The sequence below is a fragment of the Priestia sp. SRI_019 genome (assembly GCF_057586255.1).
In genome coordinates this window covers 373,753-399,311 of the sequence record NZ_JBYCZN010000003.1, presented here as the reverse complement: position 1 = coordinate 399,311, position 25,559 = coordinate 373,753, and the positions used below count along the sequence as shown (strand labels likewise).

General features: G+C 38.8%; 30 protein-coding genes. 9 read left to right on the top strand and 21 right to left on the bottom strand.

The annotated features are described in order from the left end of the window. Nucleotides 1–227: 227 nt before the first annotated feature. From murQ to AC2YJL_RS20265, 10 genes are all read right to left on the bottom strand, one after another. A complete protein-coding gene (gene murQ, locus AC2YJL_RS20310) occupies nt 228–1,142 on the bottom strand; it encodes an N-acetylmuramic acid 6-phosphate etherase (protein WP_230931911.1) in 915 nt (304 codons plus the stop codon). Nucleotides 1,143–1,177: 35 nt separating this feature from the next. Then, nucleotides 1,178–2,071: a BadF/BadG/BcrA/BcrD ATPase family protein gene (locus AC2YJL_RS20305; protein ID WP_230931910.1), complete on the bottom strand. Its 894-nt coding sequence runs from the start codon at nt 2,069–2,071 to the stop codon at nt 1,178–1,180. A 4-nt stretch (nt 2,072–2,075) separates the two neighbouring features. Then, entirely contained in the window at nt 2,076–3,164 is a 1,089-nt protein-coding gene (locus AC2YJL_RS20300) for a DUF871 domain-containing protein (protein ID WP_050688402.1), read from the bottom strand. Then, nucleotides 3,161–3,496, bottom strand: a complete 336-nt coding sequence (locus AC2YJL_RS20295; RefSeq protein ID WP_195695194.1) for a PTS lactose/cellobiose transporter subunit IIA — start codon at nt 3,494–3,496, stop codon at nt 3,161–3,163. The genes AC2YJL_RS20300 and AC2YJL_RS20295 overlap by 4 nt, the downstream gene beginning before the upstream one ends. A gap of 17 nt (nt 3,497–3,513) precedes the next feature. Next, nucleotides 3,514–4,659 carry an anhydro-N-acetylmuramic acid kinase AnmK gene (gene anmK, locus AC2YJL_RS20290; RefSeq protein ID WP_487374907.1) on the bottom strand — a complete coding sequence of 382 codons (1,146 nt, stop codon included), beginning with the start codon at nt 4,657–4,659 and terminating at the stop codon, nt 3,514–3,516. A gap of 1 nt (nt 4,660) precedes the next feature. Further along, nucleotides 4,661–5,977, bottom strand: coding sequence for a 6-phospho-beta-glucosidase (locus AC2YJL_RS20285; RefSeq protein ID WP_230931908.1), 1,317 nt, complete (start codon nt 5,975–5,977; stop codon nt 4,661–4,663). Between the two features lie 16 nt (nt 5,978–5,993). Continuing rightward, nucleotides 5,994–6,260, bottom strand: a complete 267-nt coding sequence (locus AC2YJL_RS20280; RefSeq protein ID WP_230931907.1) for a hypothetical protein — start codon at nt 6,258–6,260, stop codon at nt 5,994–5,996. A gap of 54 nt (nt 6,261–6,314) precedes the next feature. Continuing rightward, the gene (locus AC2YJL_RS20275; protein WP_221783956.1) at nt 6,315–7,616 is read right to left on the bottom strand and encodes a PTS sugar transporter subunit IIC; all 1,302 of its coding nucleotides are present in this window, start codon (nt 7,614–7,616) and stop codon (nt 6,315–6,317) included. A gap of 80 nt (nt 7,617–7,696) precedes the next feature. Then, entirely contained in the window at nt 7,697–8,002 is a 306-nt protein-coding gene (locus AC2YJL_RS20270; RefSeq protein ID WP_013082023.1) for a PTS sugar transporter subunit IIB, read from the bottom strand. A gap of 14 nt (nt 8,003–8,016) precedes the next feature. Beyond that, nucleotides 8,017–8,871 (bottom strand): MurR/RpiR family transcriptional regulator, encoded by an 855-nt coding sequence (locus tag AC2YJL_RS20265; RefSeq protein ID WP_407819183.1) that lies wholly within the window; start codon nt 8,869–8,871, stop codon nt 8,017–8,019. A gap of 215 nt (nt 8,872–9,086) precedes the next feature. Between AC2YJL_RS20265 and AC2YJL_RS20260 the strand changes: the two genes are divergently transcribed. From AC2YJL_RS20260 to AC2YJL_RS20250, 3 genes are all read left to right on the top strand, one after another. Beyond that, nucleotides 9,087–10,637, top strand: a complete 1,551-nt coding sequence (locus AC2YJL_RS20260) for a glycoside hydrolase family 10-like protein (protein ID WP_487374906.1) — start codon at nt 9,087–9,089, stop codon at nt 10,635–10,637. Between the two features lie 89 nt (nt 10,638–10,726). Continuing rightward, on the top strand, nt 10,727–11,221 hold the full coding sequence (locus tag AC2YJL_RS20255) for an NUDIX hydrolase (RefSeq protein ID WP_230931906.1): 495 nt from the start codon (nt 10,727–10,729) through the stop codon (nt 11,219–11,221). Nucleotides 11,222–11,364: 143 nt separating this feature from the next. Beyond that, a complete protein-coding gene (locus tag AC2YJL_RS20250) occupies nt 11,365–11,547 on the top strand; it encodes a CsbD family protein (RefSeq protein ID WP_013082019.1) in 183 nt (60 codons plus the stop codon). Between the two features lie 30 nt (nt 11,548–11,577). Here AC2YJL_RS20250 and AC2YJL_RS20245 read toward each other — a convergent pair whose 3' ends face one another. The 3 genes from AC2YJL_RS20245 to AC2YJL_RS20235 all read right to left on the bottom strand — a co-directional run bounded on the left by AC2YJL_RS20245 (nt 11,578) and on the right by AC2YJL_RS20235 (nt 13,200). Next, entirely contained in the window at nt 11,578–12,237 is a 660-nt protein-coding gene (locus tag AC2YJL_RS20245) for a haloacid dehalogenase type II (RefSeq protein ID WP_028412245.1), read from the bottom strand. A 129-nt stretch (nt 12,238–12,366) separates the two neighbouring features. Continuing rightward, nucleotides 12,367–12,840 (bottom strand): hypothetical protein, encoded by a 474-nt coding sequence (locus AC2YJL_RS20240; RefSeq protein WP_230931905.1) that lies wholly within the window; start codon nt 12,838–12,840, stop codon nt 12,367–12,369. 192 nt (nt 12,841–13,032) lie between these two features. Beyond that, a complete protein-coding gene (locus AC2YJL_RS20235; protein ID WP_013055713.1) occupies nt 13,033–13,200 on the bottom strand; it encodes a hypothetical protein in 168 nt (55 codons plus the stop codon). 148 nt (nt 13,201–13,348) lie between these two features. Between AC2YJL_RS20235 and AC2YJL_RS20230 the strand changes: the two genes are divergently transcribed. Next, nucleotides 13,349–13,798 (top strand): staygreen family protein, encoded by a 450-nt coding sequence (locus AC2YJL_RS20230; protein ID WP_013082016.1) that lies wholly within the window; start codon nt 13,349–13,351, stop codon nt 13,796–13,798. A gap of 26 nt (nt 13,799–13,824) precedes the next feature. Here AC2YJL_RS20230 and AC2YJL_RS20225 read toward each other — a convergent pair whose 3' ends face one another. The 6 genes from AC2YJL_RS20225 to pgsB form a co-directional block, all read right to left on the bottom strand. Beyond that, nucleotides 13,825–15,387, bottom strand: a complete 1,563-nt coding sequence (locus tag AC2YJL_RS20225) for a gamma-glutamyltransferase family protein (RefSeq protein ID WP_487374905.1) — start codon at nt 15,385–15,387, stop codon at nt 13,825–13,827. 123 nt (nt 15,388–15,510) lie between these two features. Further along, complete coding sequence (locus AC2YJL_RS20220) at nt 15,511–15,714, bottom strand: CapE family protein (protein WP_016763265.1); 204 nt, start codon at nt 15,712–15,714, stop codon at nt 15,511–15,513. A 20-nt stretch (nt 15,715–15,734) separates the two neighbouring features. Continuing rightward, nucleotides 15,735–17,297: a gamma-glutamyltransferase family protein gene (locus AC2YJL_RS20215; protein ID WP_487374904.1), complete on the bottom strand. Its 1,563-nt coding sequence runs from the start codon at nt 17,295–17,297 to the stop codon at nt 15,735–15,737. Nucleotides 17,298–17,326: 29 nt separating this feature from the next. Then, complete coding sequence (locus tag AC2YJL_RS20210) at nt 17,327–18,523, bottom strand: CapA family protein (protein ID WP_025749659.1); 1,197 nt, start codon at nt 18,521–18,523, stop codon at nt 17,327–17,329. 40 nt (nt 18,524–18,563) lie between these two features. Then, complete coding sequence (gene pgsC, locus AC2YJL_RS20205) at nt 18,564–19,013, bottom strand: poly-gamma-glutamate biosynthesis protein PgsC (RefSeq protein WP_013055707.1); 450 nt, start codon at nt 19,011–19,013, stop codon at nt 18,564–18,566. A gap of 16 nt (nt 19,014–19,029) precedes the next feature. Then, entirely contained in the window at nt 19,030–20,211 is a 1,182-nt protein-coding gene (gene pgsB / locus AC2YJL_RS20200; RefSeq protein WP_014461310.1) for a poly-gamma-glutamate synthase PgsB, read from the bottom strand. A gap of 908 nt (nt 20,212–21,119) precedes the next feature. On the opposite strand from pgsB, the gene AC2YJL_RS20195 reads away from it, so the two are divergent. The 5 genes from AC2YJL_RS20195 (at nt 21,120) to AC2YJL_RS20175 (ending at nt 23,395) form a co-directional block, all read left to right on the top strand. After that, on the top strand, nt 21,120–21,773 hold the full coding sequence (locus tag AC2YJL_RS20195; protein WP_116515288.1) for a hypothetical protein: 654 nt from the start codon (nt 21,120–21,122) through the stop codon (nt 21,771–21,773). An 84-nt stretch (nt 21,774–21,857) separates the two neighbouring features. Then, nucleotides 21,858–22,448: a TetR/AcrR family transcriptional regulator gene (locus AC2YJL_RS20190; RefSeq protein ID WP_230931902.1), complete on the top strand. Its 591-nt coding sequence runs from the start codon at nt 21,858–21,860 to the stop codon at nt 22,446–22,448. Nucleotides 22,449–22,490: 42 nt separating this feature from the next. Further along, on the top strand, nt 22,491–22,832 hold the full coding sequence (gene sugE / locus AC2YJL_RS20185; protein WP_025749661.1) for a quaternary ammonium compound efflux SMR transporter SugE: 342 nt from the start codon (nt 22,491–22,493) through the stop codon (nt 22,830–22,832). Between the two features lies 1 nt (nt 22,833). Then, complete coding sequence (locus AC2YJL_RS20180) at nt 22,834–23,148, top strand: DMT family transporter (RefSeq protein ID WP_013055702.1); 315 nt, start codon at nt 22,834–22,836, stop codon at nt 23,146–23,148. 73 nt (nt 23,149–23,221) lie between these two features. After that, nucleotides 23,222–23,395 (top strand): twin-arginine translocase TatA/TatE family subunit, encoded by a 174-nt coding sequence (locus tag AC2YJL_RS20175; protein ID WP_013055701.1) that lies wholly within the window; start codon nt 23,222–23,224, stop codon nt 23,393–23,395. Between the two features lie 28 nt (nt 23,396–23,423). Here AC2YJL_RS20175 and AC2YJL_RS20170 read toward each other — a convergent pair whose 3' ends face one another. Both AC2YJL_RS20170 and AC2YJL_RS20165 read right to left on the bottom strand, forming a co-directional pair. Then, nucleotides 23,424–24,956 carry a diguanylate cyclase domain-containing protein gene (locus AC2YJL_RS20170; protein ID WP_487374903.1) on the bottom strand — a complete coding sequence of 511 codons (1,533 nt, stop codon included), beginning with the start codon at nt 24,954–24,956 and terminating at the stop codon, nt 23,424–23,426. A gap of 372 nt (nt 24,957–25,328) precedes the next feature. Continuing rightward, a complete protein-coding gene (locus AC2YJL_RS20165) occupies nt 25,329–25,556 on the bottom strand; it encodes a helix-turn-helix domain-containing protein (RefSeq protein ID WP_230931900.1) in 228 nt (75 codons plus the stop codon). Nucleotides 25,557–25,559 lie beyond the last annotated feature (3 nt).

The window sequence follows — 25,559 nt, the reverse complement described above, 5'->3', positions numbered from 1 at the left end:
AAAGGATTATAAGAGCGCACATGCTAATTTAACTAGAGAAAATAAACTTTTTTACAATAGTAAATTTGATAACAGACGCTGAGCTAACAGGCGGTTAGCCTCACCGGGCTCTATCGTATACGTTAGTAGTTCTTGCCCACAAAATGATTAGACCGAATTCATCCACATACATTGTGCAAAAAATGTACTCAATAAAAAAGAAGTGCTGTATGCACTTCTTTTAAGAGTTAATCTTTAGTCTGCTGTTCCATTGCTTCTCCAATGGCTTTTTTTAAATGTCCGTCATGCTTATCAAGCAGCCGGTGCACCTCATCACCTTCTGTAGAAGTAAGAAGCGCAAGGATGGCGGCTTTTGGCGTTTTGTAGGTTTGTAAAATTTCCGCTGCCTCTTCTGATGAGACGCCTGTTAGTTCCGCAATAATATTTTTAGCACGCTGTACGAGTTTATCGTTAGTCGGCTGTACGTCTACCATTAGATTGCTATAGACTTTACCAATTTGAATCATAGAAGCGGTCGTCAGCATATTAAGAACAAGCTTTTGAGCAGTTCCTGCTTTCATTCTGGTTGAACCTGTCACAACTTCCGGCCCTGATTCTGCTACTATTGCATATTTTGCTTCTTGTTCCATAGGTGATTGAGGAGAATTGACAACGCAGCCCGTTACTGTCCCCAGGCTGTTTGCATACGCAAGCGCTGAGAGTGTATACGGAGTTCTTCCACTTGCAGCTATACCTACAAGAATATCTTTATTTGATAAATTAATTGCTTTCAAATCTTCTATCGCTTGTTTTTTATTATCTTCTGCTCCTTCTAACGCATGCCGGAGCGCTTTGTCTCCTCCGGCTATGATCCCAATTACTTGTTCGGCAGGTGTACCGAATGTTGGTACACACTCAGATGCATCTAATACACCTAGCCGCCCGCTTGTACCTGCTCCGATATAAATAAGACGTCCGCCTTGTTTAAAAGCACTGACAATTTCATCTACTAACAGAGCAATAACAGGCAGCACCTTATTGATTGCCTGAGGCACTTGATGATCTTCTTCATTAATTTTTTTTACAATTTCCAGACTTGATAATTCATCAATGTTTAAGGTTTGCGGATTGCGTTTTTCTGTTAAGATATGATTTAAGTTCACTGTGATCCCCTGCCTTTTCCACCATCATTTTTTCTCTATTTATACTCGTTCATGAACAGCTGATAAGCTCCTTTAGCAGATGATACTTGCTGTGTTGCCCACTGGATATGCTTTATTTCTTTTTCACATGCTTTTTTATAAACATCAAACACTTCTGGAATTTCCGTTAAAATGCTGCCTTTGCAGGCCAGTAAGCAGCTCCCTTCAAAGCGCTGTTTCTTATATAAATGAAGAGTCATGTTTGCAAGGTTCTTTCCAGCCTGTTGAAGAATGTCACTAGCTTCTTGTTTATGATTTCTCGCTTGATTTACAACAAGCGGAGTGAGTGAAGCAACTTCTGATTTAGGAGATGAATAGACAAACTTTTTTATATCGTGTATGGTATCTGCTTTTACATGTTGCAAGATTGTCTGACTAAGGCTGCTGTAAGGAAGGCTTTGATCATGCTCTTTCGTCAGCAATATCAGTGCTTGAAGACCAATCCAATATCCGCTTCCTTCATCTCCAAGAAGATGTCCCCACCCTCCTCCGTATTCGTACACTCCGTCTTTTTTCCCAATGCTGACGGCTCCAGTTCCTGCAATGGTTAAAATCCCGTCTTTTCCATGCAGTAGTGCTTCATGTGCAATCATGGCGTCATCATATAAACCTACTTCTACCTGATAACGATCGTAAAAATATCTTTTTATTTCTTCTTTAGATAATGCTTTACTTCCAGCAAGCCCTAGTGAAATGCCTTTACATGTATGACCAGCAAGCGCAGTTTTGCACGCCGTAATACATTCATCAATATGAGTAATAGCCGTATCGTAATGAATAAGCAAATTTCCATAGCCACTTTTTGAAGCAGCGAGCTCTTGACCGTCTAAGCTGTACGCAGCGCCTTCTGTTTTTGTTCCCCCGCCGTCGATACCAATAATATAGTCCATTTTATCACCGCTCACAAAAAGCAAATTTGTCCCATGGCTGCAGTTCATTTAATAAGAATATTTCCTCTTCTGCAATGCGTCCTACTACGTTTGTTTTACCTGAGTTCTCCATGTCTAACAGCGCAATTTGCAGCTCTCCTTTGTACTGTCCGTAGAGTTCATTTTCTATTAAAATATCGCCTCTTCGAATGGAAGGAGTATGCGTAGGCTTGAATTCTTCTTTTTTATATTTTACTCGGCTTTGCGTAGAGCGAATTAAATAATCGGATACGTCTCCGCGGTAAAAATGAAACTCTTCCAGCACAATTTTTTTCTCAAGCTCGGTAATCGTATCATACAGGTTCACGTTAAAAGTAAAGCGCTCTTGCTGAACAACATCACGCAGCGCCTTCATTTCTTCTTCTGATGCATAAGCATTGGCGATAATTGCACAATCAATTAATCCCGTTTTAAAAAGATGCTTAGCCTGCACGTCGATCGGAAGCGTACGGTGCATTTCAAGCGTACAAAGCCCTTCAGTAACAGGCCACGGCCCAAAAGTAGCGCTTGGTGAATTAATAAAGGCTGCTGTTTCAAGGTTATGTTCTTTAAACAATGCTGAACACTTTACAAAGTGATCATACGACAATCCCGCGTATCGATGAGGATAAAAATTATGCGACCCGAGCAGCTGCTTTCGATTCGGTCGGTAACTTAAAATATTATCCACATACTTCGTCGCATTGCTCATATTAATTTCAATTTTTAAGCCGTATGGATTAAAAGTCATAATGGACTCTTCATTTCCCGTATACCCTAAATCAAGACGAATAGCATAAGCCCCTAATTCGTGAAAAAAAGATAAGTCATCATAAGAAATGCCAAGCGCTCCAAATACGCGAGGAGCGATGTCCACTACTACTTCCATCTCTAGCTCATTAGCAAACTCAATGGTTTCTTTAAAATTTGCCATTACTTTTTTCTGATCGCCTTCAACAGAAAGCAAGCATGTAAAAATGCGGGTAAATCCGTATTGATGCGCAAGTGCTATATACGCTTTATCTTTTTCGACAGTCGAATGTTCCGGATAAATCGCAATACCTAGCTTTTTCATTGATTTTCGCCTTCTTTTTTAAATTTTTTAATAAGCTTAATCATATGCTCAATTAATTTTTGCTCTGAAATAGCCGTCATTAAATGGTCTTGTGCGTGAATTAAAAGCAGGGACTTTTCAATTGTTTTTCCGTTTAATTCACGTTGAATAAGCGCGGTTTGCGTTTTATGAGCATGACTAAGCTCTTCTTGAGACTGTTTTAAAAGTTCGTCAGCTTTAGTAAAATCATAGTCTTCAGCTGCTTCTAACGCTTCATATGCAAGTGACCTAGCATTTCCTCCATATGCAATAAGTTCAAAAATTTCATTTTCCATATTTGCTGCTTCTGTCATTTCTTCCATCCCCTTTTTTATAGTGGTGCAGGCGTAATGTTTCCTAATATTACAGGAGACAAGGCGCCGGTTGCACTTGGTACATTGCTTGCATAACCTGAAAGTGTTTCATTTGCGAGCAACGCAAAAGCTACGGCTTCTTTTGCTTCTGAAGACATTCCAATTTCTTCTTGTGTATACACGCTGCAGCGCTTCCCGAGCTGCGTTTTAATCATATTCATCAGCGTATTATTATAACTTCCGCCTCCTCCAATAATCACTTCGTCAATAGAATAGGCAGGAAAAATAAATATTTCATAGTGATGTACAATGGATGATGCCGTGAACATAGTAATCGTGGCTAGCAGATCTTCTTTTTTATGTTTGCTATATTTCTCTAGCAGTCTCTTTGTGTACTGTGTACCGAACAGCTCTCTTCCCGTCGATTTAGGAGGAGAAAACTTCATGTAATCATGATTCATACAGTCTTCTAAAAGCTCTGAAATAATCTTTCCTCCAGCTGCTAAACGCCCATTTTCATCAAATGAAACATTAAAAAGCTGCTGACACGCTTCGTCTATCATCATGTTTCCCGGCCCCGTATCAAAAGCTACTACCGGTATAGGAGATTTTTTTGGCGGAATTAACGTTACATTTCCAATACCTCCAACGTTTTGAAGCAGCCTTGTACGGTCAGCGTGGCTGTACAAAATCCGTTCCGTGTGAGGAACTAACGGAGCACCTTGCCCGCCTGCTGCCATGTCCATCACTCTGAAGTTTGCTACTACCTTCGTTTTGGTTTCATAGGCAATAACAGCCGGCTCTCCAATTTGGAGTGTAGACATCGCTGTACTTCCCGAAGCATAAGGCTGATGGTAAATGGTTTGACCATGCGATCCAACAACATCTATTTGTTCAAGAGAAAAGCGAGCTTCTTGGCACACTTTTTTCACTGCATCCGCAAATGCATAGCCAAGTTTAAAATTTAAGCTGCAGATCAGCTGTACATTTGAATGTTCAAAAGAAAGCGCCTGCTCAATTTCTTTTTTTAACTGCGATGAAAACGGCATGGTAATGAAATGAAGAAGCTTAACTTTACTTTCATAGCCGCTTCCTTCAATCTCCACAAGAGCTGCATCAATTCCGTCGAGTGACGTTCCTGACATAAGTCCAACAGCATACATACTACGCGTTCACTTCCTTAAAAAAAACGGGTAAATACTTGCGATGAGCTTGAAGCAGTTCATCTAAGACCGTCTTAGCCAGCTCGTCACTTGGAACAAGCGGATTAATGCTCAGCGCAACCAGTGCTTTTTCATAAGATCCTGTAACCGCAGCTTCTGCTCCTACTCGTTCAAACGATTTAATTTGCTGCACAAGTCCATTCACTTCTACCGGAAGTTCACCGACAGCGAGCGGTACTGGCCCTTGCTTTGTTACTACACAGTTTACTTCAACCGCAGATTGGTTTGGAAGTGAGGAGATAGCGCCATTGTTTTTTACATTCAATGTTTGAATATCGCCTTTATCGTTATAAATGGATGAAATTAAATTGCATGCGGCATCGCTGTAATAAGCGCCCCCTCGTTTTTCCAGCTGCGGTGGCTTCATTTCTAGATTTGGATTTTTATAGAGTTCAAAAAGCTCGGCTTCTAATGCTTTGACCACTTCAGCGCGTGTGGTACCTGACTGAAAGGTCAGAAGCTCTTCTGCTAATATTTCTTTTGTTTTGTAGTAGTAGCGGTGATAAGGACATAAAATCACGCCAAGAGCTTCCAAAAAGTCCGGTTGCCATGGAATAGGAGCTATGTTTCTCATTGTTACTTGAGACTTGGGATCACTTAATCGCTGAATGACTTCTTGCGTTACTTCCTTTCCTTTGACATACACATGCAGTCCATATACCAAGTGATTTAACCCTGCAAATTCAATGTGAACATCTTCTTTTTCTACTTGAAGCAAGCCCGCGATGGAGTTTGTCATATGTACAGGCAGGTTACAAACTCCTACTACCTTAGAGTGCTTTCCGTAGCGAAGCAGCGCCTCCGTTACCATACCTGCAGGATTTGTAAAATTAATAAGCCAGGCGTTTGGACAAACTTCGTGTATTTCCTCGGCAATTTTCAACAAAACCGGTATCGTTCGTAAACCCTTAAATAATCCTCCCGCCCCGTTTGTCTCTTGACCAATCATTCCGTACTTAAGAGGGATGCGTTCATCTTGAATACGCGCATCAAGCTGACCTACTCTAAGCTGTGTCGTTACAAAATCAGCATTTATCAACGCTTTTTGTCGATCAAGCGTTAAATGAATTTCCATATCAACACCTGCTTTTTTGACCATTCTTCTCGCAAGTGCTCCTACAATTTCAAGTTTCTCTTTTCCTTCTTCAACATCTACAAGCCATAGCTCTCGAATTGGAAGCTCATCATATCGTTTAATAAACCCTTCGACCAATTCAGGTGTATAGCTTGATCCTCCCCCTATTGTCACTACTTTCATTTTTTGCCCCTCCTTGTTAAAAAACGGCTAAATATGTAACGGCTGTGCACCCTATTCCAAGCAGAACAAAGCGTATACAAACGGCGGTTATAGATAAAGCTGCGGTTGAAAGCCGAATGGAAATAAATGTTGTAAGCAGCGCTGCTGATAGGCTTGTAATGGCAAATAAACTATGCTGCGCTGATAAACCAGCATACTGCAGCAGAGGTGTAAAAATAACGTTGCAAAGAACCATGGTTAGCAGAAATAAAAACACAGTTTTATATCGAAACCGAACAAACATTGACCCTCACTCCTACTAAAGAGATAGAAGCCAAACAAGTTGGCTTCTCTTTCTTTACATTTGAACTGAACTATCGGATGGTGCAACCGTTGCTTCATCGCTTTTTTCCATTTCGACCATCTTTCGATCATACATTTTAAAGAACGGAAGATAAATGACAACAGAAATAGCAATATTAATAACGACTAGCACAACCGCCCGCCAGTCTCCTCCGGTTGATAGATAAGCTCCGATCGGCGCCGGGAGCGTCCATGGAACCATTACGTAGGTTGGCGTAATAAGACCTGTCGCCGTTGCTGCGTATGAAATGATCGTTGTAATAATCGGGATAATGATAAATGGAATAATTAAAATAGGATTTAAGACAATTGGCAAACCGAAAATAATTGGTTCGTTAATATTAAAAACCGCTGGAATAAAAGATGTTCTAGAAAGCGCTTTCGAATATTTAGATTTTGAGAAAAACAGCATCGCTAAAACAAGGCCCAGCGTTGCTCCAGATCCTCCGATCCACACAAACCACTGAAAGAACGTTTCAGGTGCAATATACGGAAGTGTGGAAGCTCCATCTGCTACCGCTTCAGCATTTTTCGCTAAGTACACTTCCCATACAGGACGTGCCACTGTCCCAACAACAGAGACGCCGTGTATTCCAAATGACCAGAAAAACGTAATTAAGAAAACGGGTATTAACACTCCTGCTAAACTATCTCCAGCTTCTACAAGCGGAGCAACTAGTTTATCAACTAAATGGTGAAGATCGATACCTAAAACAATCGTAATAATCGTCATAAGTACAACAACAATCGCAACCGGTATTAGTGCTTCAAAAGACCTCGATACCGAAGGCGGCACTTGTTCCGGCATTTTAATGGTGACATTTTTTGCTTTACAAAACCTGAGAATCTCGACCGATAAAATCGATACAATCATCGTTACAAATAAACCGTGACCTCCCAGATTGGTCATTGGAAGCATAAACCCTTCTTCTTCAATCAGCTTTGGAGTCAGCGTAAGAAGTAGTGCAGCTACTGCAATTTGTGCTCCTGACAGCGGATCGAGATTATAGCTTTTGGACAAGTTATACCCTATCCCAAAGGCTATATATAAAGACATAATAAACATCGTTACTCGATACGGTATTAAAATGTTGGCGCTGTTGTCAGCTGCCCATTTCGCAATTGTGCTATCTTGAGGCACAGGCGGAAATGCTAGAATCAAGAAAAAACTTCCAATAATAATAAACGGCAAAGCGGAAATAACACCATCACGAATGGCTTGAAGATGCCGCTGTTCTGATAACCTGGCCATGGGTCCCGATAAATTGTTCTCTAAAAACGACACAAATTTGCTCATATACCCTTTCCCCCTCTATATTCTCCCCTTGTGTAATAAATCCCCTATTTATTTAAAAAGCAGGAATACACCTGCTTTCCTCAGCTAACGAGCTGTTGAACCGTTTTATAAAGCGTCGGACCTCCAAGCGGCGTATAAGCCTGCGGCGGAATGGGCCCGCATGGAACAGAAGCTTTATCCGCTTCCGCTTTCACTGCGTTAAACCGGTGACGAATCTGCGGTGCAACCATTACAACGTCCCAGCCCTTTTGAATTTCCTCTGCCACTTCATTTGTCCCAATTGCCAGCACTTCCATATCTGTTCCGTGCTTTTGTGCTTCCGTTTTTAATGCTTTTACCACAATTGAACTTGACATTCCTCCAGAACATACAAACAATACCTTCATTTTCTCGTTTCCCCCTACCTCTTTATTTTTTGAATTACATTATGTGTATCGATTATGCGTTCAAACACTTGATTGCCTTTTTGAATACATAACCGTATAAACATCGCATCTACAATGGCTAACTGAGCAATACGAGCGCTCATCGTTCCAATTCGAATATGCTGCTCTTCTACTGAAATAGCCAGCAGAATATCAGCTAATCTAGAAGCTGGAGATGATCCGTGCTGCGTTAGCAAAATAACCGCTGCTCCTTTATCTTTGGCTATTTGCATCAGTTCCACCACTTCTTTTGTTTGACCAGAAGTTGATACTACAAACAGCACATCATCTTTTGTCATATTCGTAGCCATCACCATTTGAACATGACTATCTAATGAAAACAGCGCTGAAATATCAATTCGAAGCAGTTTATACTGAGCATCTAGTGCAACCACTGATGACCCTCCTGCTCCGTATAAAAACACTCGCTTCGCTCCATGAATAGCTTCCGCAGCTTCATCAATTGCAGAAGAGCTCACTAAACGACTCGTGTTCATCAGTGCGCTCATACTTTTGCTCATGACTTTTTCAAGCACAGCTTCGGTATCGTCTTCAAAATTAACCGGAAGATTCGGCAGCTGCTCGTTATTCACCTTATGGGCATCTTTTGCTAATTCAATCTTTAATTCTTTAAAACTATTGATCCCTACACGCTGACAAAAGCGGATAATCGTAGCTTCGCTGCACTGACACTGCTTAGCTAGCTGTTTGGTCGTTAAGTTCAACGTGGTCGTAGGATTTTCTAACACGTAATCAGCTACTCTTCCTTCAGCAGGACTGTAATGATTCATTTGTGCATCGATTAAAGTAAGTACGGAAAATTGGCGCATGAATTCCTCCATCGTTAAGTAACGTATTTCTAAAATATTCTTTAAATTACCATTATTATATTTTTTCTGAAGTTTAATTTCAATATTTTTCTGATATTTTTAAAACTTTATTTTATTTTTCAGAATATTTTATTAAAATCTATTGTGAATATAACGACCGCATGCTATATTATGAAAGAAATTTTATCTCAACCAAAAAAGAAGGAGGAACGAACATGCATATTAAAAAATGGGTTGGAGGCATCTTGTTTTTGCTGCTGTTTTGTTCGAGCACATTGCCTGCTAAAGCAGACGTACCTACTACGTATCAAAAACGGGAGCTTCGAGCCGCTTGGATTGCAAGCGTATACAACATTGATTGGCCTTCTCAGCCTGGCCTTCCGGCTGAACAGCAGAAAAAAGAGTTTACTTATTTGCTAGATGAAGTAAAAAGGATGGGGATGAATGCTGTTGTTGTTCAAATTAAACCGACCGCCGATTCCTTTTATCCGTCAAAATATGGCCCGTGGTCAGAATATTTAACCGGTACACAAGGAAAAGATCCCGGCTATGATCCTCTGGCCTTTATGGTAGAGGAAGCACATAAGCGCAACTTAGAATTCCACGCATGGTTTAACCCTTACCGCATTACAATGAATCATACTGATTTAAACAAACTAGCCGATAATCATCCTGCCAAACAACATCCTGATTGGGTCGTCTCCTACGGAAAACAACTCTACTACAACCCAGGTATTCCAGAAGTAAAAAACTTTATTATTGAAGAAGTGCTCGAAGTCGTAAGAAACTATGATATTGATGCTGTTCATATGGACGACTATTTTTATCCTTACAAAATTGCAGGTCAACCGTTCCCAGATCAAAAAACATATGAAGCCTACGGTGCTCAAACGTTTTCCAATATTGAAGACTGGCGGCGTGACAATGTTAATCAGCTTGTTCGAGATTTAAATAAATCTATTAAAAAAACAAAATCATACGTGAAATTTGGCATCAGTCCGTTCGGCGTATGGCGAAACATTGCTAATGATCCAACCGGCTCTGAGACGACTGCTGGACAAACAAACTACGATGATTTGTATGCCGATACGCGTACGTGGATTCAAAATGGATACATTGATTACATCACTCCGCAAATTTATTGGAATATTGGATTTGAACCCGCTGCTTACGATACGCTGCTCAACTGGTGGAGAGATGAAGTCCGCGGAAAGCCAGTTCACCTTTATATTGGACAAGCTGCTTACAAAATTAATAACAACGCGGTGGAAGCTTGGTCTGATCCCGATGAGTATCCAAGGCAAATTGCTCTAAATCACCAGTTTCCAGAAGTACAAGGGAGCATGCATTTTAGCCTGAAAGATTTGAACCGAAACCCGCTCGGAATAAAAGACAAGCTGCAAAACGATATTTATAAACACCCTGCGCTTATTCCAGCAATGCCTTGGCTTGATAATACGGCCCCAAAAGCACCAAAATTAAAAAACGCGGGCCCTCATACAAAAGAAGCAGCGTTTGAAATTCGAGATCACCAGCAGAATGATTCGGCTTATTATGCCATTTATCGCTTTCAAGGCAATAAAAAAGGCGACATTAACAACGCAGAAAACCTGCTGACAACCGTTCGAAAAACAGGAGAAACACAATTGTTTGTAGATCAAAATGCACTCAAAAATCAAACGTACACATATGTTGTAACCTCTGTTGACCGTTTGCATGACGAAAGTGCCGTTTCCCGCACGCTTACTGTAAAAGCAGCTCATTAAAAAAGGTTCTATAGCAAAATGTATGGTAGGATAAAGAAATCCAATGATGCTTTATCAAGCCATTCTGTTATAGAAAGTAGTGAAAAAAGATGGAACCAAACTATGATCGCGCTTTTGGCGTATATGGAATTTGTATGCGAGATAACAAGCTGCTTGTTATTCGAAAAAATAGAGGTCCGTATATTCATCGCTTTGATTTGCCAGGCGGACAGCTAGAGCACGGTGAAACATTAACGGAAGCAATGAAAAGAGAATTTGTGGAAGAAACAGGCTTTGAGATTAACATTGTTTCTCAAGCGGGTACAACAGATTTTCAGTATCCTTGTAAGTGGAAAGAATTTACTCACGTGCATCACATTGCTGTATTTTATTACGTAGACATTGCCGGCGGTGAGCTTCTTTCCCACCCCGTACAGTTTGAAGGCCAAGATTCTTTGGAAGCATTGTGGATTGCACCGCAGGATTTCAACATCGATAATGCTTCGCCTCTTGTTCTAAAAGCAGTGGAATCTTTAAGCTTATTATCATGGCCTTATGAATCTCAGATTTATGATGATTGGGAGCTTAAAACCTCCAAACAATAATAATGATAGTGCCTATAAATTACTCCTGAATATCGTACGCTTAGCTTCTGTTTAAGTTGAAATCAGAAAATATGTTTAATTTCTTTCTAATGGTGGAACAGACAAGTAACACTACTTAATTACTAATAGAAAGGAAGATTAAAATGAGTAAAGGTTTAGGAGATAAAGTTAAAGGAAATGTATCAAAAGCTAAAGGTGAAGTAAAAGATCAAGTGGGAAATGCAACGAATAACCGCGACCTTCAGCGTGAAGGAAAAGCTGAGAAAACAAAAGGAAATGCTCAGAAAGCAGTAGGCGAAACAAAAGATACATTTAGCAATAAATAAAAAAGGACGAGCTTAAATGCTCGTCTTTTTTTATTTAATAAGCTGATTTAAGCTTTTAATGATTACGTTTGGCTGCAATTCTTTATGTTCAGCTACATTTCCTTTTCGGTTGACCCAAGCCGTTGCGAACCCGTAGTTTTTAGCACCGGCAATATCCCATGTATTCGATGACAAAAATAATACTTCTTCTCTTTTGGCGTTCATTTTGTTTTTTGCATAGTGATAGCTTGCCATCGTAGGCTTGTACTGTTTGATTTCGTCTATGGAAATAACGTCTTCAAATAAATGATTCATATTATGATAAGAAACAAGCGGATCAATCATGTGCTTAGGACCATTCGTAAAAATAGCCAGGCGATACCCTTTTTCTTTTAAATAGGCGAGCACCTCTTTGACTTCATCGTAGACATTCAGCTTCATGTAGGCACTCATCAGCATTTTTTCTTCGTGTTCCGTTAAATCAATATCATTTGCTTCTGCTGCATATTTCAGGGATTGATTTGTTAATGTATAAAAGTCAACGTATCGTCCCATCAGCTGATATTGCATGGCGTATTCAATTTGCTTCAAACGCCATAAATGACTAATGCTTTCTCCCCGCTCCGGATACAGCTTATCACACGTTTCAATAACGGTATGTACATCAAACAGTGTTCCATATGCATCAAATAAAATCGTTTTAAATTTCATCTGTGTTCGCCTCCTTCTTTCATTTTACCCACTCGCAAAAAAACATAACGTTTTTTCTGTTAAAAAAGAGGCCTATTAACAGCTGAGGTATGCTCATTTCTTATGAAAATAAAAAAACAGCAGGCTCTCCTACTGTTTATAATCCCACACGACTTTCCATTCTCCTTTTTCACGAACAGCATACACTTTCTGCACCAAATCAAAGTTTCCATATTTCCCTTTATACGTTTGGATAACGGTCATTTCGTAAACAACAGGAAACGCTTTACGATCATTTTCCATCTTCCAGCTCTTTCTTTTTTCAACATCTTCAATGGAATAAGTAAAGGTGTCTACCCCGAAATGATTGAGAAATACGTGTGCTCGATCTTGTATGTATGCACCTTTTGTCCATTTCTTTTTCATGGATGAATGAAAAAGGTCCCATGATTCCGAAAAGTTTCCTTCCTGTTCTAGCGTATAAAATTCTTTTACGGCAGATTTGGCTTGATGACTTGGAGAAAAGAATGTAAATTGAAACACCCAAACTCCCAGCGCAATAACAGAAAGAAACACAGCTACTCCTAAACTTCGCTTCAAAAGCAGTGTTTTTTTTCGATACAAGTAAAAAGCCCCTTTATCAAAAATGCAGTATACAACAGCTTATTCGATATCCAAGCTTTTTAGTATTGCCGGACTGAACTTATCCGGCATATCTTTAAAAAAGGGATTGAGACATAAACATAAAAGATCCGAACGATTCATCGTTCGGATCTTCCTTCAACTAAAATACGTTTGTCCCAGCTTCTTTCGTCGCTATACAATGTGAAAAGCCATTTGCATGGCTGCTAAAAAGCCCACGAACACAAGGCCCGTCACGAGACCCTCTTTCCAATCTGGCCGGTCTCCTCGAACAAATTTAGCAATATCATACGATAGCATCGCTGCTAAAAAAATTGATAAGACAATATACAGCGGCTCCATCTTTTATCACCCACTATTTCTTTTCTTCAGTGTAACAACTTTTTCATAAGTATGCATGTAAGAAAAACAGCTTAAAATTCTTGACGAATGTGTGAAATTTCTCTTTTTTATGCATAAACTACTTAAAAGCGTGAAAGGAAGATGCCGTTTGTCTGCTTTTAATCCTCAGCAATTTAGCGTCACATACCGGCAAGGAAGCACGCCCACCTTTCCTTTTATTGGGCGACGCTATACGCTCACACATTCTGAACAAACAGACGATTTATTTCTTTGGATCGACGAAAAGTTTGCTGTTGATCAATTAAATGAACAGCGAAATGAGCTTTTTGCCGAATGGCTCCACAAAGACGGTGTTGATACGCTGTATGTATACGTATTTATTGGCAATGAACAAACGGAAAAGTCCGTTCAAGCCATACGGCACGCTATTTTCAAACAGGAAATGCCTTACTTGCTAAAAGCATTGCGCTACGGTGATGCCACGTTTTTCAACGCTCACCCTGCTTTAGATCGTTCCCCCATTTACGTACATTTTCATTCCAGCGACAAAGATTTTCATTCCATTCGATATTTTCAAACGCCTTCTCACTATGCCTAAGCATATGAGAAGGGATCTTTACTTCGTTAATCTCCTGTTTTCCAAACTCCATTTCTTCTAGGGTCTCCGGCTCCTTCCATTTGTTTATCTTGAAAATTAATGGTTAACGCTTGAATACCTCCATAAAAGACGTCGCTTTCCTTTGTTTCTATTCGAAACGCAGAAGGAATATTTTTGGTATTTAAATCGGGCTCTACATAAATAGTCGAATCGTCAAAAATAAAGCGCGGTTCGTTTACAGCTTTTTGAAGCGATTCATTTCCGTCAAGGTTTTTAGAAAGTACCTGAGTTAAAATTTGAGGAATCCGCGTTCCGCCCGGAGAACCTATTCCCATCGCCCACTCGCCTTTTTCTCTTATAATAGTTGGAGCCGTAAAAGTTCTTGCTCTTTTTCCCGGCTCGCGATTATTCGGTTCTTTGCTTCCAAACGTATCAGCATTGTTATTAAGAAAAAAGCCGTCAACTTGTTCGCCTGTACCAAAGAAGTTACTCAACGTATTAGTTGTAGATACGACGGTTCCTTCTGAATCAATAACCACAAAATGTGTTGTACTTTCGTGTTCTTCATCGCCTTCACCTGAAGAACGTGTCGGGTGATTGACCAAGTTTGTTATATAATCATCACTGACTAATTCACTTGAGTTTTGATTATGAAAGTCTGGATCTCCGATTTGTTTTAACCGGTCGGAGTAAGCTGCCTTTTTAATTCTGTTCATCGTTTCGTAATATTCTTTGTCAGGCATTGTTTCAAGATTTTCTTTCTCTGTCATTTTTAACATTTGAATCAGTGTAATTCCGGAAAAAGGCGGAGGCGCTGAAATCACTTCCGTTCCATTGTAAGTTGAAACGACAGGCTTGGTTTCTGTCACTTGATAGGAAGATAAGTCTTTTTTAGAAATAGGCGTTGCATCAGCAAGATCTTGTGCCACATCTCCTTTATAAAATGCAGACGCACCCTCTCGCTGAATCTTGATTAGTGTTTTAGCTAACACGGGCTGCGACAGAGTTTCTCCTTCTTCGATTGCTTCTCCCTTAGGATAAAAAGCAGATAGATCGTCTACATCCATCCTTCCTCTAGAGTAATACAATCGAGACGATAAAAGAGAGTCTACTTCAAACCCTTTTTCAGCGTATTCAACAGCCGGCTGAATCAAATCACTCATTGATTTTGTCCCATACTTCTGCTGAATATATTCCATACCAGCGACAAATCCCGGCACCCCGTTTTTACCACTCATAGAAGTTGGAGCGGTTTCCCGGTAATCGATAAAAGTAGCAGGCTGATCTTTTTTGGCAATCAGCATACCTCCACCTCCGCCAATTCCAGATCCAAAAGGTTCGACTACGTTAAGGGCATACGAAATAGCAATGGCCGCATCTACTGCATTCCCGCCTTCTTTTAATACGTCCATCCCTACATTTGCTACCAGAGAATTAGAAGAACTCACACCATAAGAATGATCATTATTTTTTTTAAGCAGCTTTTCAGGACTAAGATCTGTACTCGATTGAGTCATAAAAAAAGCGGCTATAACACAAATTAATAATAAAAAAGCAATAATATTAAACAACAGTAATTTTTTATTCACATATTACCCTCCATTTTTACTCATCTGTATATTTTGTGAAGCGCTTTCATTTTTATCCATAGATTACATTGCACACAAAAAAGACATCGTCTAGGACGATGCCTTTTTGTTACTACGTAAGATTTATTTTCCAGCAGCTGCCGCAGCATCATTTACTGCATCTGCAGCAGCTGATTTTGTTTGTTCAATCATTTTTACGTTATTTTCAATTTTTTGCTGTTCATCTGTTGAAAGAGTAGCCGGATGTTTTAAAGCTCCAAGTCCTGCCACTACTCCTGCTACAATAGCAATTGGTCCTACAATCCCTACGATACGTTTTGCGATCATTTTCTATTCCTCCAATTAAGTTAGTCTGTACTTTTTTCCCATAAACCGTGGCGGCGCGGATCAGCGTCACCTTGAATCTTATTTTTCTTTAAGTCTTTCACAAGAGCTTGAACGCCTCCGTAAAACATCGCGTTATCATTGTTTTTTAAGTCATAGCCGTACGTTTTTAAACCATCCTTCGTTGACTGTTTAAGCTTGGCTTCTGAATAAAACTTATGAGAATCAAAAATGACACGCTTGTTTTCTACTGCATTTTTAATGGAATCTTTGTCTTCAAAATAATCCCCAATTACTTGCGTTAACACTTGAGGAATGCGATTTCCTCCCGGTGTGCCAATGGACATTACCCATTCATCACCTTCACGAATAATAGTAGGGGCTGTAAATGTTCTTGGACGCTTGCCAGTTTGACGCTTATTAATTCCTTCCCCAAACGTATTGAGCGTATTATTTAAAAAGAACCCATCTACATATTCACCGCTGCCGAAGAAATTACTCAGCGTATTCGTTGTTGATACAACGGTTCCTTCACCGTCCATGACAACAAAATGAGTGGTACTTTCATGTTCTTCGACGTCGCTTACTTTGGTATGATCTGTTTCAGTATTATTTAATTTATTACGAAGTAAATGCACGTAATGGTCGTCGATCCAATCATTTGGCGTTTCTTTTATAAAAGCGGGATCAGCAATTTTTTTCAAGCGGTCTTGATAAGCTACTTTTGAAATTTGACCAAGAAAATGATAATAAAGACTAGGATGCGATTCCTTCAGCTTCCAAATATCTTCTTGATCCGTCATTTTTAACATTTGAATAAGCGTAGCACCAGCAAAAGGAGGAGGTGCTGAAATAATTTGATGACCTTTATAATTCGTCGATAGAGGTTTCCGTTCAACAGGCGCATACTTTCGCAAGTCTTTGTGACTTACTTTTGTTTCTTCTGTAATATCGTCTGCAATTTTCCCTCTATAAAAAGCATTTGGCCCTTCTTCCTTAATCTTTTGCAGCGTGTTCGCTAATTCATGCTGTTTCACAATTTCACCTGTGTTGATAGCGTCCTTATCTGGATAAAAGCTAGGAATTTCATCTTCATTCACATTACCTTTGTATGAAACCAGCCTATCGTGCAAATCTTTGTCCACTTTATACCCATTCTCAGCATAGTTAATGGCCGGGTCGATTAGTTTGCTCATCGACATAGATCCGTAATGGTGCTGAATATAATCCATACCAGCAACGAACCCTGGTACGCCAATCTCATCTTCTTTATCATTCTTAGGTGCAATTTCTCGGTAGTCAATAAATGTTGGAGAGGCATCTGCTGGATCAATCAGCATTCCGCCGCCTCCCCCAAGTCCTGATCCGTAAGGTTCCACAACACCAAGCGTATAGGAAATGGCAATAGCCGCATCAACTGCTGTACCGCCTTGTTTAAGAATTTCCATACCTACTTTTGTGGCCCGAGGATCTGAAGTACTTACTGCATATTCTTGTTTTGGAAACATAAATTGATAAACACATACACCTACTATGAGTGAAAAGATGACAATGGAAACAATAATCGTATTACGTTTATTTATCATCTTTTACCTCCTCTGTGTATGACGGGCTATTAGTTAGCTTGCGCTTCGTTCTTTTTGCGCTCCTCTGCATGTTTTATAATGCGAGAATGATCTAAGTTTAATTCAAACTTGTTTCGTTCTTTTTCTAACAGTTCAGGGTTTGAAGAAAACTTGTTTAAATCGTTATAAATACGCTTCATGCGCCAAGGGTTATCTGTTGGAGTTGGTGTACCTGCTTTAATAACCATTGGAATAACATCAATTTTAGCTTGGCCCTGCTTGTTTAAATGATACTGAACCATCGCTGTATTTTTTGTACTTGACCACCCTTGGTCAAAAATAAAGTTTCCTAAGCTATAGAAAATAACCGAACCTTTATATACATCATATGATTGTAGAACGTGCGGATGGTGACCAATGATAATGTCCGCACCAGCGTCTACCATCGCTTTTGCTAGTCCTTCTTGACGAGGACTTGGCTGTGCATCGTATTCTTCACCCCAGTGGGCATTTACTACAACTAAATCAGCATTTGCTTTCGCTTGCTGAATCGTGCTGAAAATAAGATCCGGATCTGCTTTTAAAATACCTGGGTTGTTTTTTCCAGCCGACATTCCGTCTGAATATACATCTGTAAACCCTACGGTTGCAATGCGGATACCGTCAGCATCTTTATACGAAATATGCTTTGCTTCTTCAGAGTTACGGCCAGCACCAACAAAATCTAATTTGTTTGCTTCAAAAGTAGAGATCGTATCTTCTAACCCTTTTGCACTGTAGTCCATTGAATGGTTGTTCGCTAAGTTTAATACGTCGAAACCTGCATTTTTAACAGTCGCTAGATCAGCAGGCTTACTATATAAATGAATACCTTTTTCCATTGCTTTATATGAATCTACGTCGTTTGTTAAAATCGGCGTTTCGTAGTTCCCGCTTACGTAATCCGAATTTTTAAAGAACGGCTCCACGTTGCGGAATACAAAATCTTCTCCGTAGCGTTCAGTTACTTCTCTTACATGGCGACCCATCATAATGTCTCCGACCATAGTCATCGTTAAATCATTATTGGCCTCTGGATTAGCCGTTTCAGGGTTTTCAAGAGCATCCGAACGCTCCATCCATCCTGAAAGAGCTAAAATTACGATTAAAATTGGCGTTAAGATAAGAGCTTGCTTGCCCGTTGTAGGCTTTGTTTTCTTTATAAACATCAATACTTTTTCTTGAAAGTTTAATTTTTTCTCTTTCAACGCTTTCACCTTCCTTTACCAGCTGCGGTTTGTTTGTGTATTAAAATAAATAATAAACTTGCATAATTCCAAATGTTACACCACTTAATAAAACCGTTGTTCCAACTGTTAAAGGAAGACCTTGCTTTTGCATTGTATTTGCAATTAAGCCCGGTACAATGATACCAATTCCGCGTAATTCAAACACTTCAAACGGCAAGATCGGGAAGAAATAATCAAATGCAACTTTAATCACAATACCCGTAATTAACATCGCTGTAAATTTGCGACGTCCATATAAAATAACTACTTTTGAGATTCCGTACACGACAATAACATACGTTAAAATACTAATTAAGAAAATCATTAAAATGGTAATTGGCTGATCAAATACAAGAGCTAAATACCCCGGTACGATAAGACCTGCTGGCAATACGCCCGTTTTTTCTGTAAAAATTAAGCTTAGTGTAACCCCTAACACAAGGGCAATATATAAATCTGATCCGAACATGAAATGGCCTCCTAGATTAAACTGCTTTTCTCATCTTTTTCATTTCAATAATAGCTTCAACAAGCGGCTCGGCTGAACCGTGGATATTTCCGACACCGTATACAATACGATCTTTTAAATAAGGCTTCATGCGCTCTAAAATTTCTTCTGTAGAAGCGCCTTCCATATCCCAGAATTCTTTTGTTGGCAATTCGCCTCTTTGATGTGCAGCAGCGATTGGTGAGGTCGTCTGACCAATTGCAATCATTACGTCCGCTTCAATGTATGGCATTACATCTTCAGCAAATTGCTCCGTGCGATCTACACGGTCCGGACGGCAGTTCATAATGACAATAGGAAGCTTTTCACTATAGTTCATTGAATCTACACGTTCCCAAATACGAAGCGTGGAAGAAGCGTCGTTGGCAGCAAATCCATTTACTAAAAATGCTGGATTTTTTTCATCGCCAAACGTTGTAATTCTCATAGCTCCTGGGTCAGGCTGAGCATTTAACATTCCTCTCATCGCTGTTTCAGCATCGATACCAAGTGCTTCTGCTACTGCTAAACCGATGGAAGCATTATCAGGGAAAACCATATAATCAAATTCACGTAAATACGCTTCAGATACTTTATCATTGTCAGCTACAATAACTTTTGTGTTGCGCTCTGCGGCTATTTTTTTATAGTATTCCAAATATGGACCTTCAATTGTAACAAGGTGACCATCATAAGGAATAGTAGCAGTGAACGCTTGAGCAACTTCATCTAGAGTTGGACCCATTACATCCATGTGATCTTCTAGTACGTTTACAATAACGCCTACCTTGGCTTGAATCAGCTGATTTTGGAATGTGATTTGATAATCAGGCTGTACAGCCATACATTCACAAATAAGAGCTTCCGCGCCAATATCGGCAACTTCATTTACCACTCGTCGCTGTTCTCCAATGTTCGGACCTTCTTTACGACGAATAATTGGTTCTTCTTCACTTGTATGCCAGTAGATCATACGCGCTTGTGTTCCTGTCGTTTTTCCTACTGTTTTGTAACCTGCTTCTTTTACAATACCTGTAATCAATCGTGTAACGGTGGATTTTCCGCGAATACCATTAACATTCACTCGTACAGGAATTGAATGCAGCTTGCGTAAATGTCTGCGATACTCCCAAACGCCATACCCTACTAAAAATAGGCAGCATAGGATAATTAAGATCATGTTTCATTCTTCTCCTTCCAAACTTCTCCTGTTGGATACGTTATGAATGCTTTTGATTCATAATGATAGATATACGATTTCATAGTTTCACTCCCTTTATATATGTATGGGAGCTAATCAATTAACAGCGCTAGCATGCTGCTAAAACACCTGCTTTGAAAAATGGACTCGAGCACCAATTTCAACAGCTCTAAAACTATCATCTGCGCTCATTAGTGGTCAATAGCTCAAATGTTATATATTCTTACAATTCCGATTGTCTATTTACAGAATTAAAAACTCATCGTTTTATTGAAAATTCACAGAATAGGTCTAAAGTTTATTTACCTAGAAAAATCCCATCGATACCTTTTTTTACCATAACAACAGGAATATTTTATACATCACTCTTACAATTAACACACTAAAATATTACGTAATTAAAAATTTCTTAACTTTAGAAAACGTTTTGTAATATAAAGGTGGGATAAAAAATATTTTATCCCATAAATTACTTTTTATGGATATACCAATTGGATTTGTCTAACAACCGTACTTGTAAGGATGATAGATAGATATAAAAGTAAGAAAAATACATTTATTTATCATTTTCTGCTTACATTTAACTTACTTAAATAGAAAGGACATTAAATATTTTTTTCTAAATATATAAGTATTTAGCCTCCATATGCGTCTAGTTCTTTTGTTGTTGTTTTATAGATTTCCTTTATTTAATAATCAATTCAGTAAATCTAAATCTCTTGACTATGGCCTCTTTTCCTATTTTCATTTCAATATTTTCTGAATCTTTCTACCGATAAAGGCAGCTTTCGTCCGATAAGATTGCCTAGAAAAATGCATGATTTCTCACTTTTTTGGCATATGATGTTATCATAAAAAGAAGAAGTATCATCAAAAGGAGGAAAACAATGGTTGATACAATCCTTTATTTTCTATTTTCTTTTTGCTATATTGTCCTGTTTTTCTTTAGCATATATGTAGTAAGAAAAAACACTTCGCCGTTTTACATGCTTTTTCTTCCTTTAGTAATAGCTGGACTAATTTACGATAATATAATGATTGGGATTGGTTCATTTATCGGTGAAGGCGATACTTTGCGTTCACTCAGCATGCTTCGATTTTGGTTTCACGCTTTATTTACCCCTACTTTGGTGCTCTTTGCATATGGCGTAGCAAAATATTCGACGATTACATGGGCTAAAAAACCTGTTGCCGGCATTCTTTTTTTGCTAACTACGTTTGCCTTAATTAGCTATGAAATAATCGAGACGATTAGTCAGCGCATGGAAGTTGTACGCGAATATGGCATTGTTCGCTATACATTAGTGGGATCATCCGGTCCCCCTCTTATGGTTCTCATTGTGGCGATTATTTTGCTTTTTGTTGGAATTTCCTTATTTCGCAAGACGCGATGGAGCAGTATGATGATTGGAGTAGCCGTGATGATTGTAGGAAGTGCCGTGTCAATTCCTATACCAAGCACAGCCGTAACAAATACGTTTGAGCTTATTTTTATCTTCTCTTTATTTTTAACTCAGCGTCATTTAGTGAAAATACATTAAAAAGAAGCGATTCCCTTGCTTCTTTTTTTTATATTTGATATCTTTTACCTAACGACCGTTAGTTAGATTGAGGAGGAGCTTTTCTTGAGTGAATTATCAACTGTAGAAAAAATTAGAGCTGCAGCAATGGAGCTCTTTGGAGAAAAAGGCTATACAGAAACATCGCTTGCTGATATCTCATCAAAAGTAGGCATCAAAAAACCTTCCCTGTACGCTCATTTTAAGAACAAAGACGACTTATTTTTACTAACCGTGCATGATTTAATGAATTTATTTTTAACAAAGTTATCTGTTATATACGAACAGCATAAAACAAAGTCTGCTAAAGAACAGCTTCACTGCTTTGTTGTAGATTTCTGCACGATGATTGAAAAAGATTCTTTTGGCCAGATGTACCGTCGTCTTATTTTGTTTCCACCTGAACATCTACAGTCAGAAGTAAAAGCTATTTTCTTAAGAAGCGAACGATTGTCTGATCAAATTCTGCATGCTATTTTTACAAAGGGAATGGCTGAAGGCGAAATAATTGAACGTCCGATTGATTTGTATATCAATAGCTTTTATTGTTTAACCGACGGACTGTTCATTCAGCGCTTTTATTATGAACCAGAGTATTATGACCAAAAAATTCACGATGCTTGGACAATATTTTGGGAAGGCATACGTGCTAAATAGGCCCTGTAAAAAGGGCTTATTATTATGCAAGGAGGAATTAAAATGGCTTGGATTTATCTTATTATCGCTGGTTTGCTCGAGATTGTATGGGCAATCGGTTTAAAATATTCACACGGATTTACTGAATTAACTCCAACAATCATTACGATCGTTACAATTGTCATCAGCTTTTATTTCTTTTCAAATGCCTTAAAAAAAATTGCTGTCGGAACAGCTTATGCAGTGTTCACTGGTATAGGAGCTGCTGGCACAGCGATACTCGGAATGACCGTTTTAGACGAAGGCGCAAATATTGGAAAGATTTTATTTTTAGGATTAATGATCTTTGGAATCATCGGTTTAAAGTTAATTTCTACTGAAGAAACAGAAAGAGAGGAATCTTAACATGGCTTGGATTGCATTAATAGCTGCCGGTTTTTGCGAAGTGGGATTTGTGATTTTCTTAAAACTTTCAGATGGATTTAAGCGATTGTTTCCTTCGATTGGATTTATCCTTTTCGGTGCAGGAAGTTTTTATTTTCTCTCCTTAGCGTTAAAGGAAATACCTCTTGGAACAGCTTACGGTATATGGACGGGAGTAGGAGCTGCCGGAAGCGTACTTCTTGGCATGCTTTTCTTTCGCGAAGCAAAAGATATGCGTCGAATTTTATTTATTTTTTGTATTGTAGCAGGTGTAATCGGCCTTAAAATCACTGGATAAGGGTGTACTACTTCCTTTCTTTTCGTGCTATACTAAACTTGTAAACACTTTCAAAAAATAGGAGACGATGACAATGAACCTTGGGTTTGGAGAAATTGCCTTAATTGTATTTGTCGCTCTATTGCTTTTTGGTCCAAAGAAACTGCCGGAATTAGGCAAAGCTGCTGGAAAAACGTTAAAAGAGTTTAAAAACGCTACAAAAGGAATTATGGAAGAAGACGAAAAAGAAAAAGCTCCTCCTAAATAAGAGGCTTATATCTCTTTTAAAAGCTGACTCAAACGTTTGAGTCAGCTTCTTTGTGGTGAGAATATACTGAAATTTGATTTCGACCCATACGCTTTGCTTCATATAAAGCCTGATCTGCTCCATGGACAATTGAAATGGGCTGTACGTTTTCGGATGGAACGACTGTAATTATTCCAACGCTGATTGTGACACACTTAAACACGTCAGAAGCCTGGTGGACAATTCCACGCTCCTCCACTTGCTGTCTAATAGCTTCTGCCATTTTTATCGCTTCATATTGATTAGCTCGAGGAAGCAATATACCAAACTCTTCTCCTCCGTATCTTGCGACAAAAGCCGATTCGTCAAAAACAACGCTTTTAGCGATTTTCGCTACTTCTTTTAAGCATTCGTCTCCTTGAATATGGCCATAGGTATCGTTATACGCTTTAAAATAATCAATATCAAATAAAAGAAAAGAAAGCGGCTCTTTTTCTTTCCGTGCGTATTCCCACTCAATTTCCAGCTGTTTATCAAGAGATCGGCGGTTGTTCAGGCCCGTTAAGCCATCTTTCATGGACAGCATTTCAAGCTTTTTATTGGCTTTGCGAAGATCACACTCAGCCTTCTTTTTCTCCGTAATATCTCGATATTCCCAATAGTGGCCAATATACACATGACCTTCATAGATTGGAATGTAGTCACGCGCATAAATTTTACCGTTAATAAACGTAATTTCTTCATCTACTATTGACTCTTTTGAATAAACGGTGCTTTCTACCGTTTTTAAAAACCTAGCAGGATCTTTCAACATAGGAGCGTGAGATAAAAACAGCTGATTACTTTTCAATCCAACGTATTGATGAGGAGGTCCGGGTATATCAAACATGTCACAAAAAGTTTGATTAATAACGGCTACTTCGCGCTCTGACGTTTCAATCATGGTGCCTGTCTTTGCATTTTGAACCATAACCGAAAACATTTTAGACAGCTTTTTATGCTGACTTGTCGTTACTCGAGATACATATATATATCTGCCTACCAGATACACTAAACACCCACCTATAAAAGAAGCAGGCAGTAAATAGACGATAATTGTAGCAGCGTGCTTGATATCTTTAAAAAGAAAGGACAGTGAGAAAAATACGCAAAGCAAGCTGATAGAATTCATTAATTGAAAACGAATAAATGGACGATAAGGTAAGCGAACCGTCCACCCAGACAGTAAAGCCATTACGATAATTGTAGCAGCGCCTATTATTCCGCTTGCCGTAATTCCAAACAAAAGCAGACGCATTACCCCTATAATACAAGCCGCCATGATAGCGGGTACTATTCCTGCATAAAGACAAACAATTGTCACTGCTAAAAAGCGAAGGTCAAGAATAATAGTAGAATCTATTTTAATTGTATATACCATTAAAATGCTGCCTAATAGTCCGTAAGAACATCCGTAATAAATTAAGCGATACATATTGTACCGTTTTATCCCTTCTACTCTATAAATGATTTGCTCTCGAACTATACTTGCAGCAAACATGAAAGAAATAATTAACGTGATATTAAAGAGAAGTTGACTCACTTTATTCTTCACCTCTTTCCAAAAAGCTAAAACAAAAAACAATAGGCTTCTTAGCTTACATATTGTTTACTGCCGCTTTTTTATAAATCGTACTGTTTGATTTATCGAACAGCACGATTTTTTCCTTCATTAAATAAAACTCTTCTATCCTCTATTCGTCGCCGACAATCCTTTCTATATAAAGAGTGATTATCTTCCTTTTATACAAGAAATTCTACTTGTTAGTATACTACTAAACTCTATTCTTACACATCACCTTTTACCTTTTTTTAATATTTATCCATTTTCTATTTTTGTATTTTTTACTGTAAGGTACGTAGTCGAACTGCAACAAAAATAAAAAAAGAGCGTCGATACAACGAGCGCTCTTTTTTATTTTTGGCGTAAAAATTCCCAAAATCCTGGCGTTTTGGAAAAATCAAACGTCTTAACAGCGGAAAGAATTTTAATCTTTAAATCTTGCTTTACGTCTTCTCTCTCATGCAGTGAAAAGCTTTGGACAGCTTTATTTAGTTTTGGTTCCAGCTTTTTTAATAGACGCCTTGACGCCTCTTCATCTCCAGCTTTCACTTTATTTACAAGCTCATATAGAGTTTCCATTTC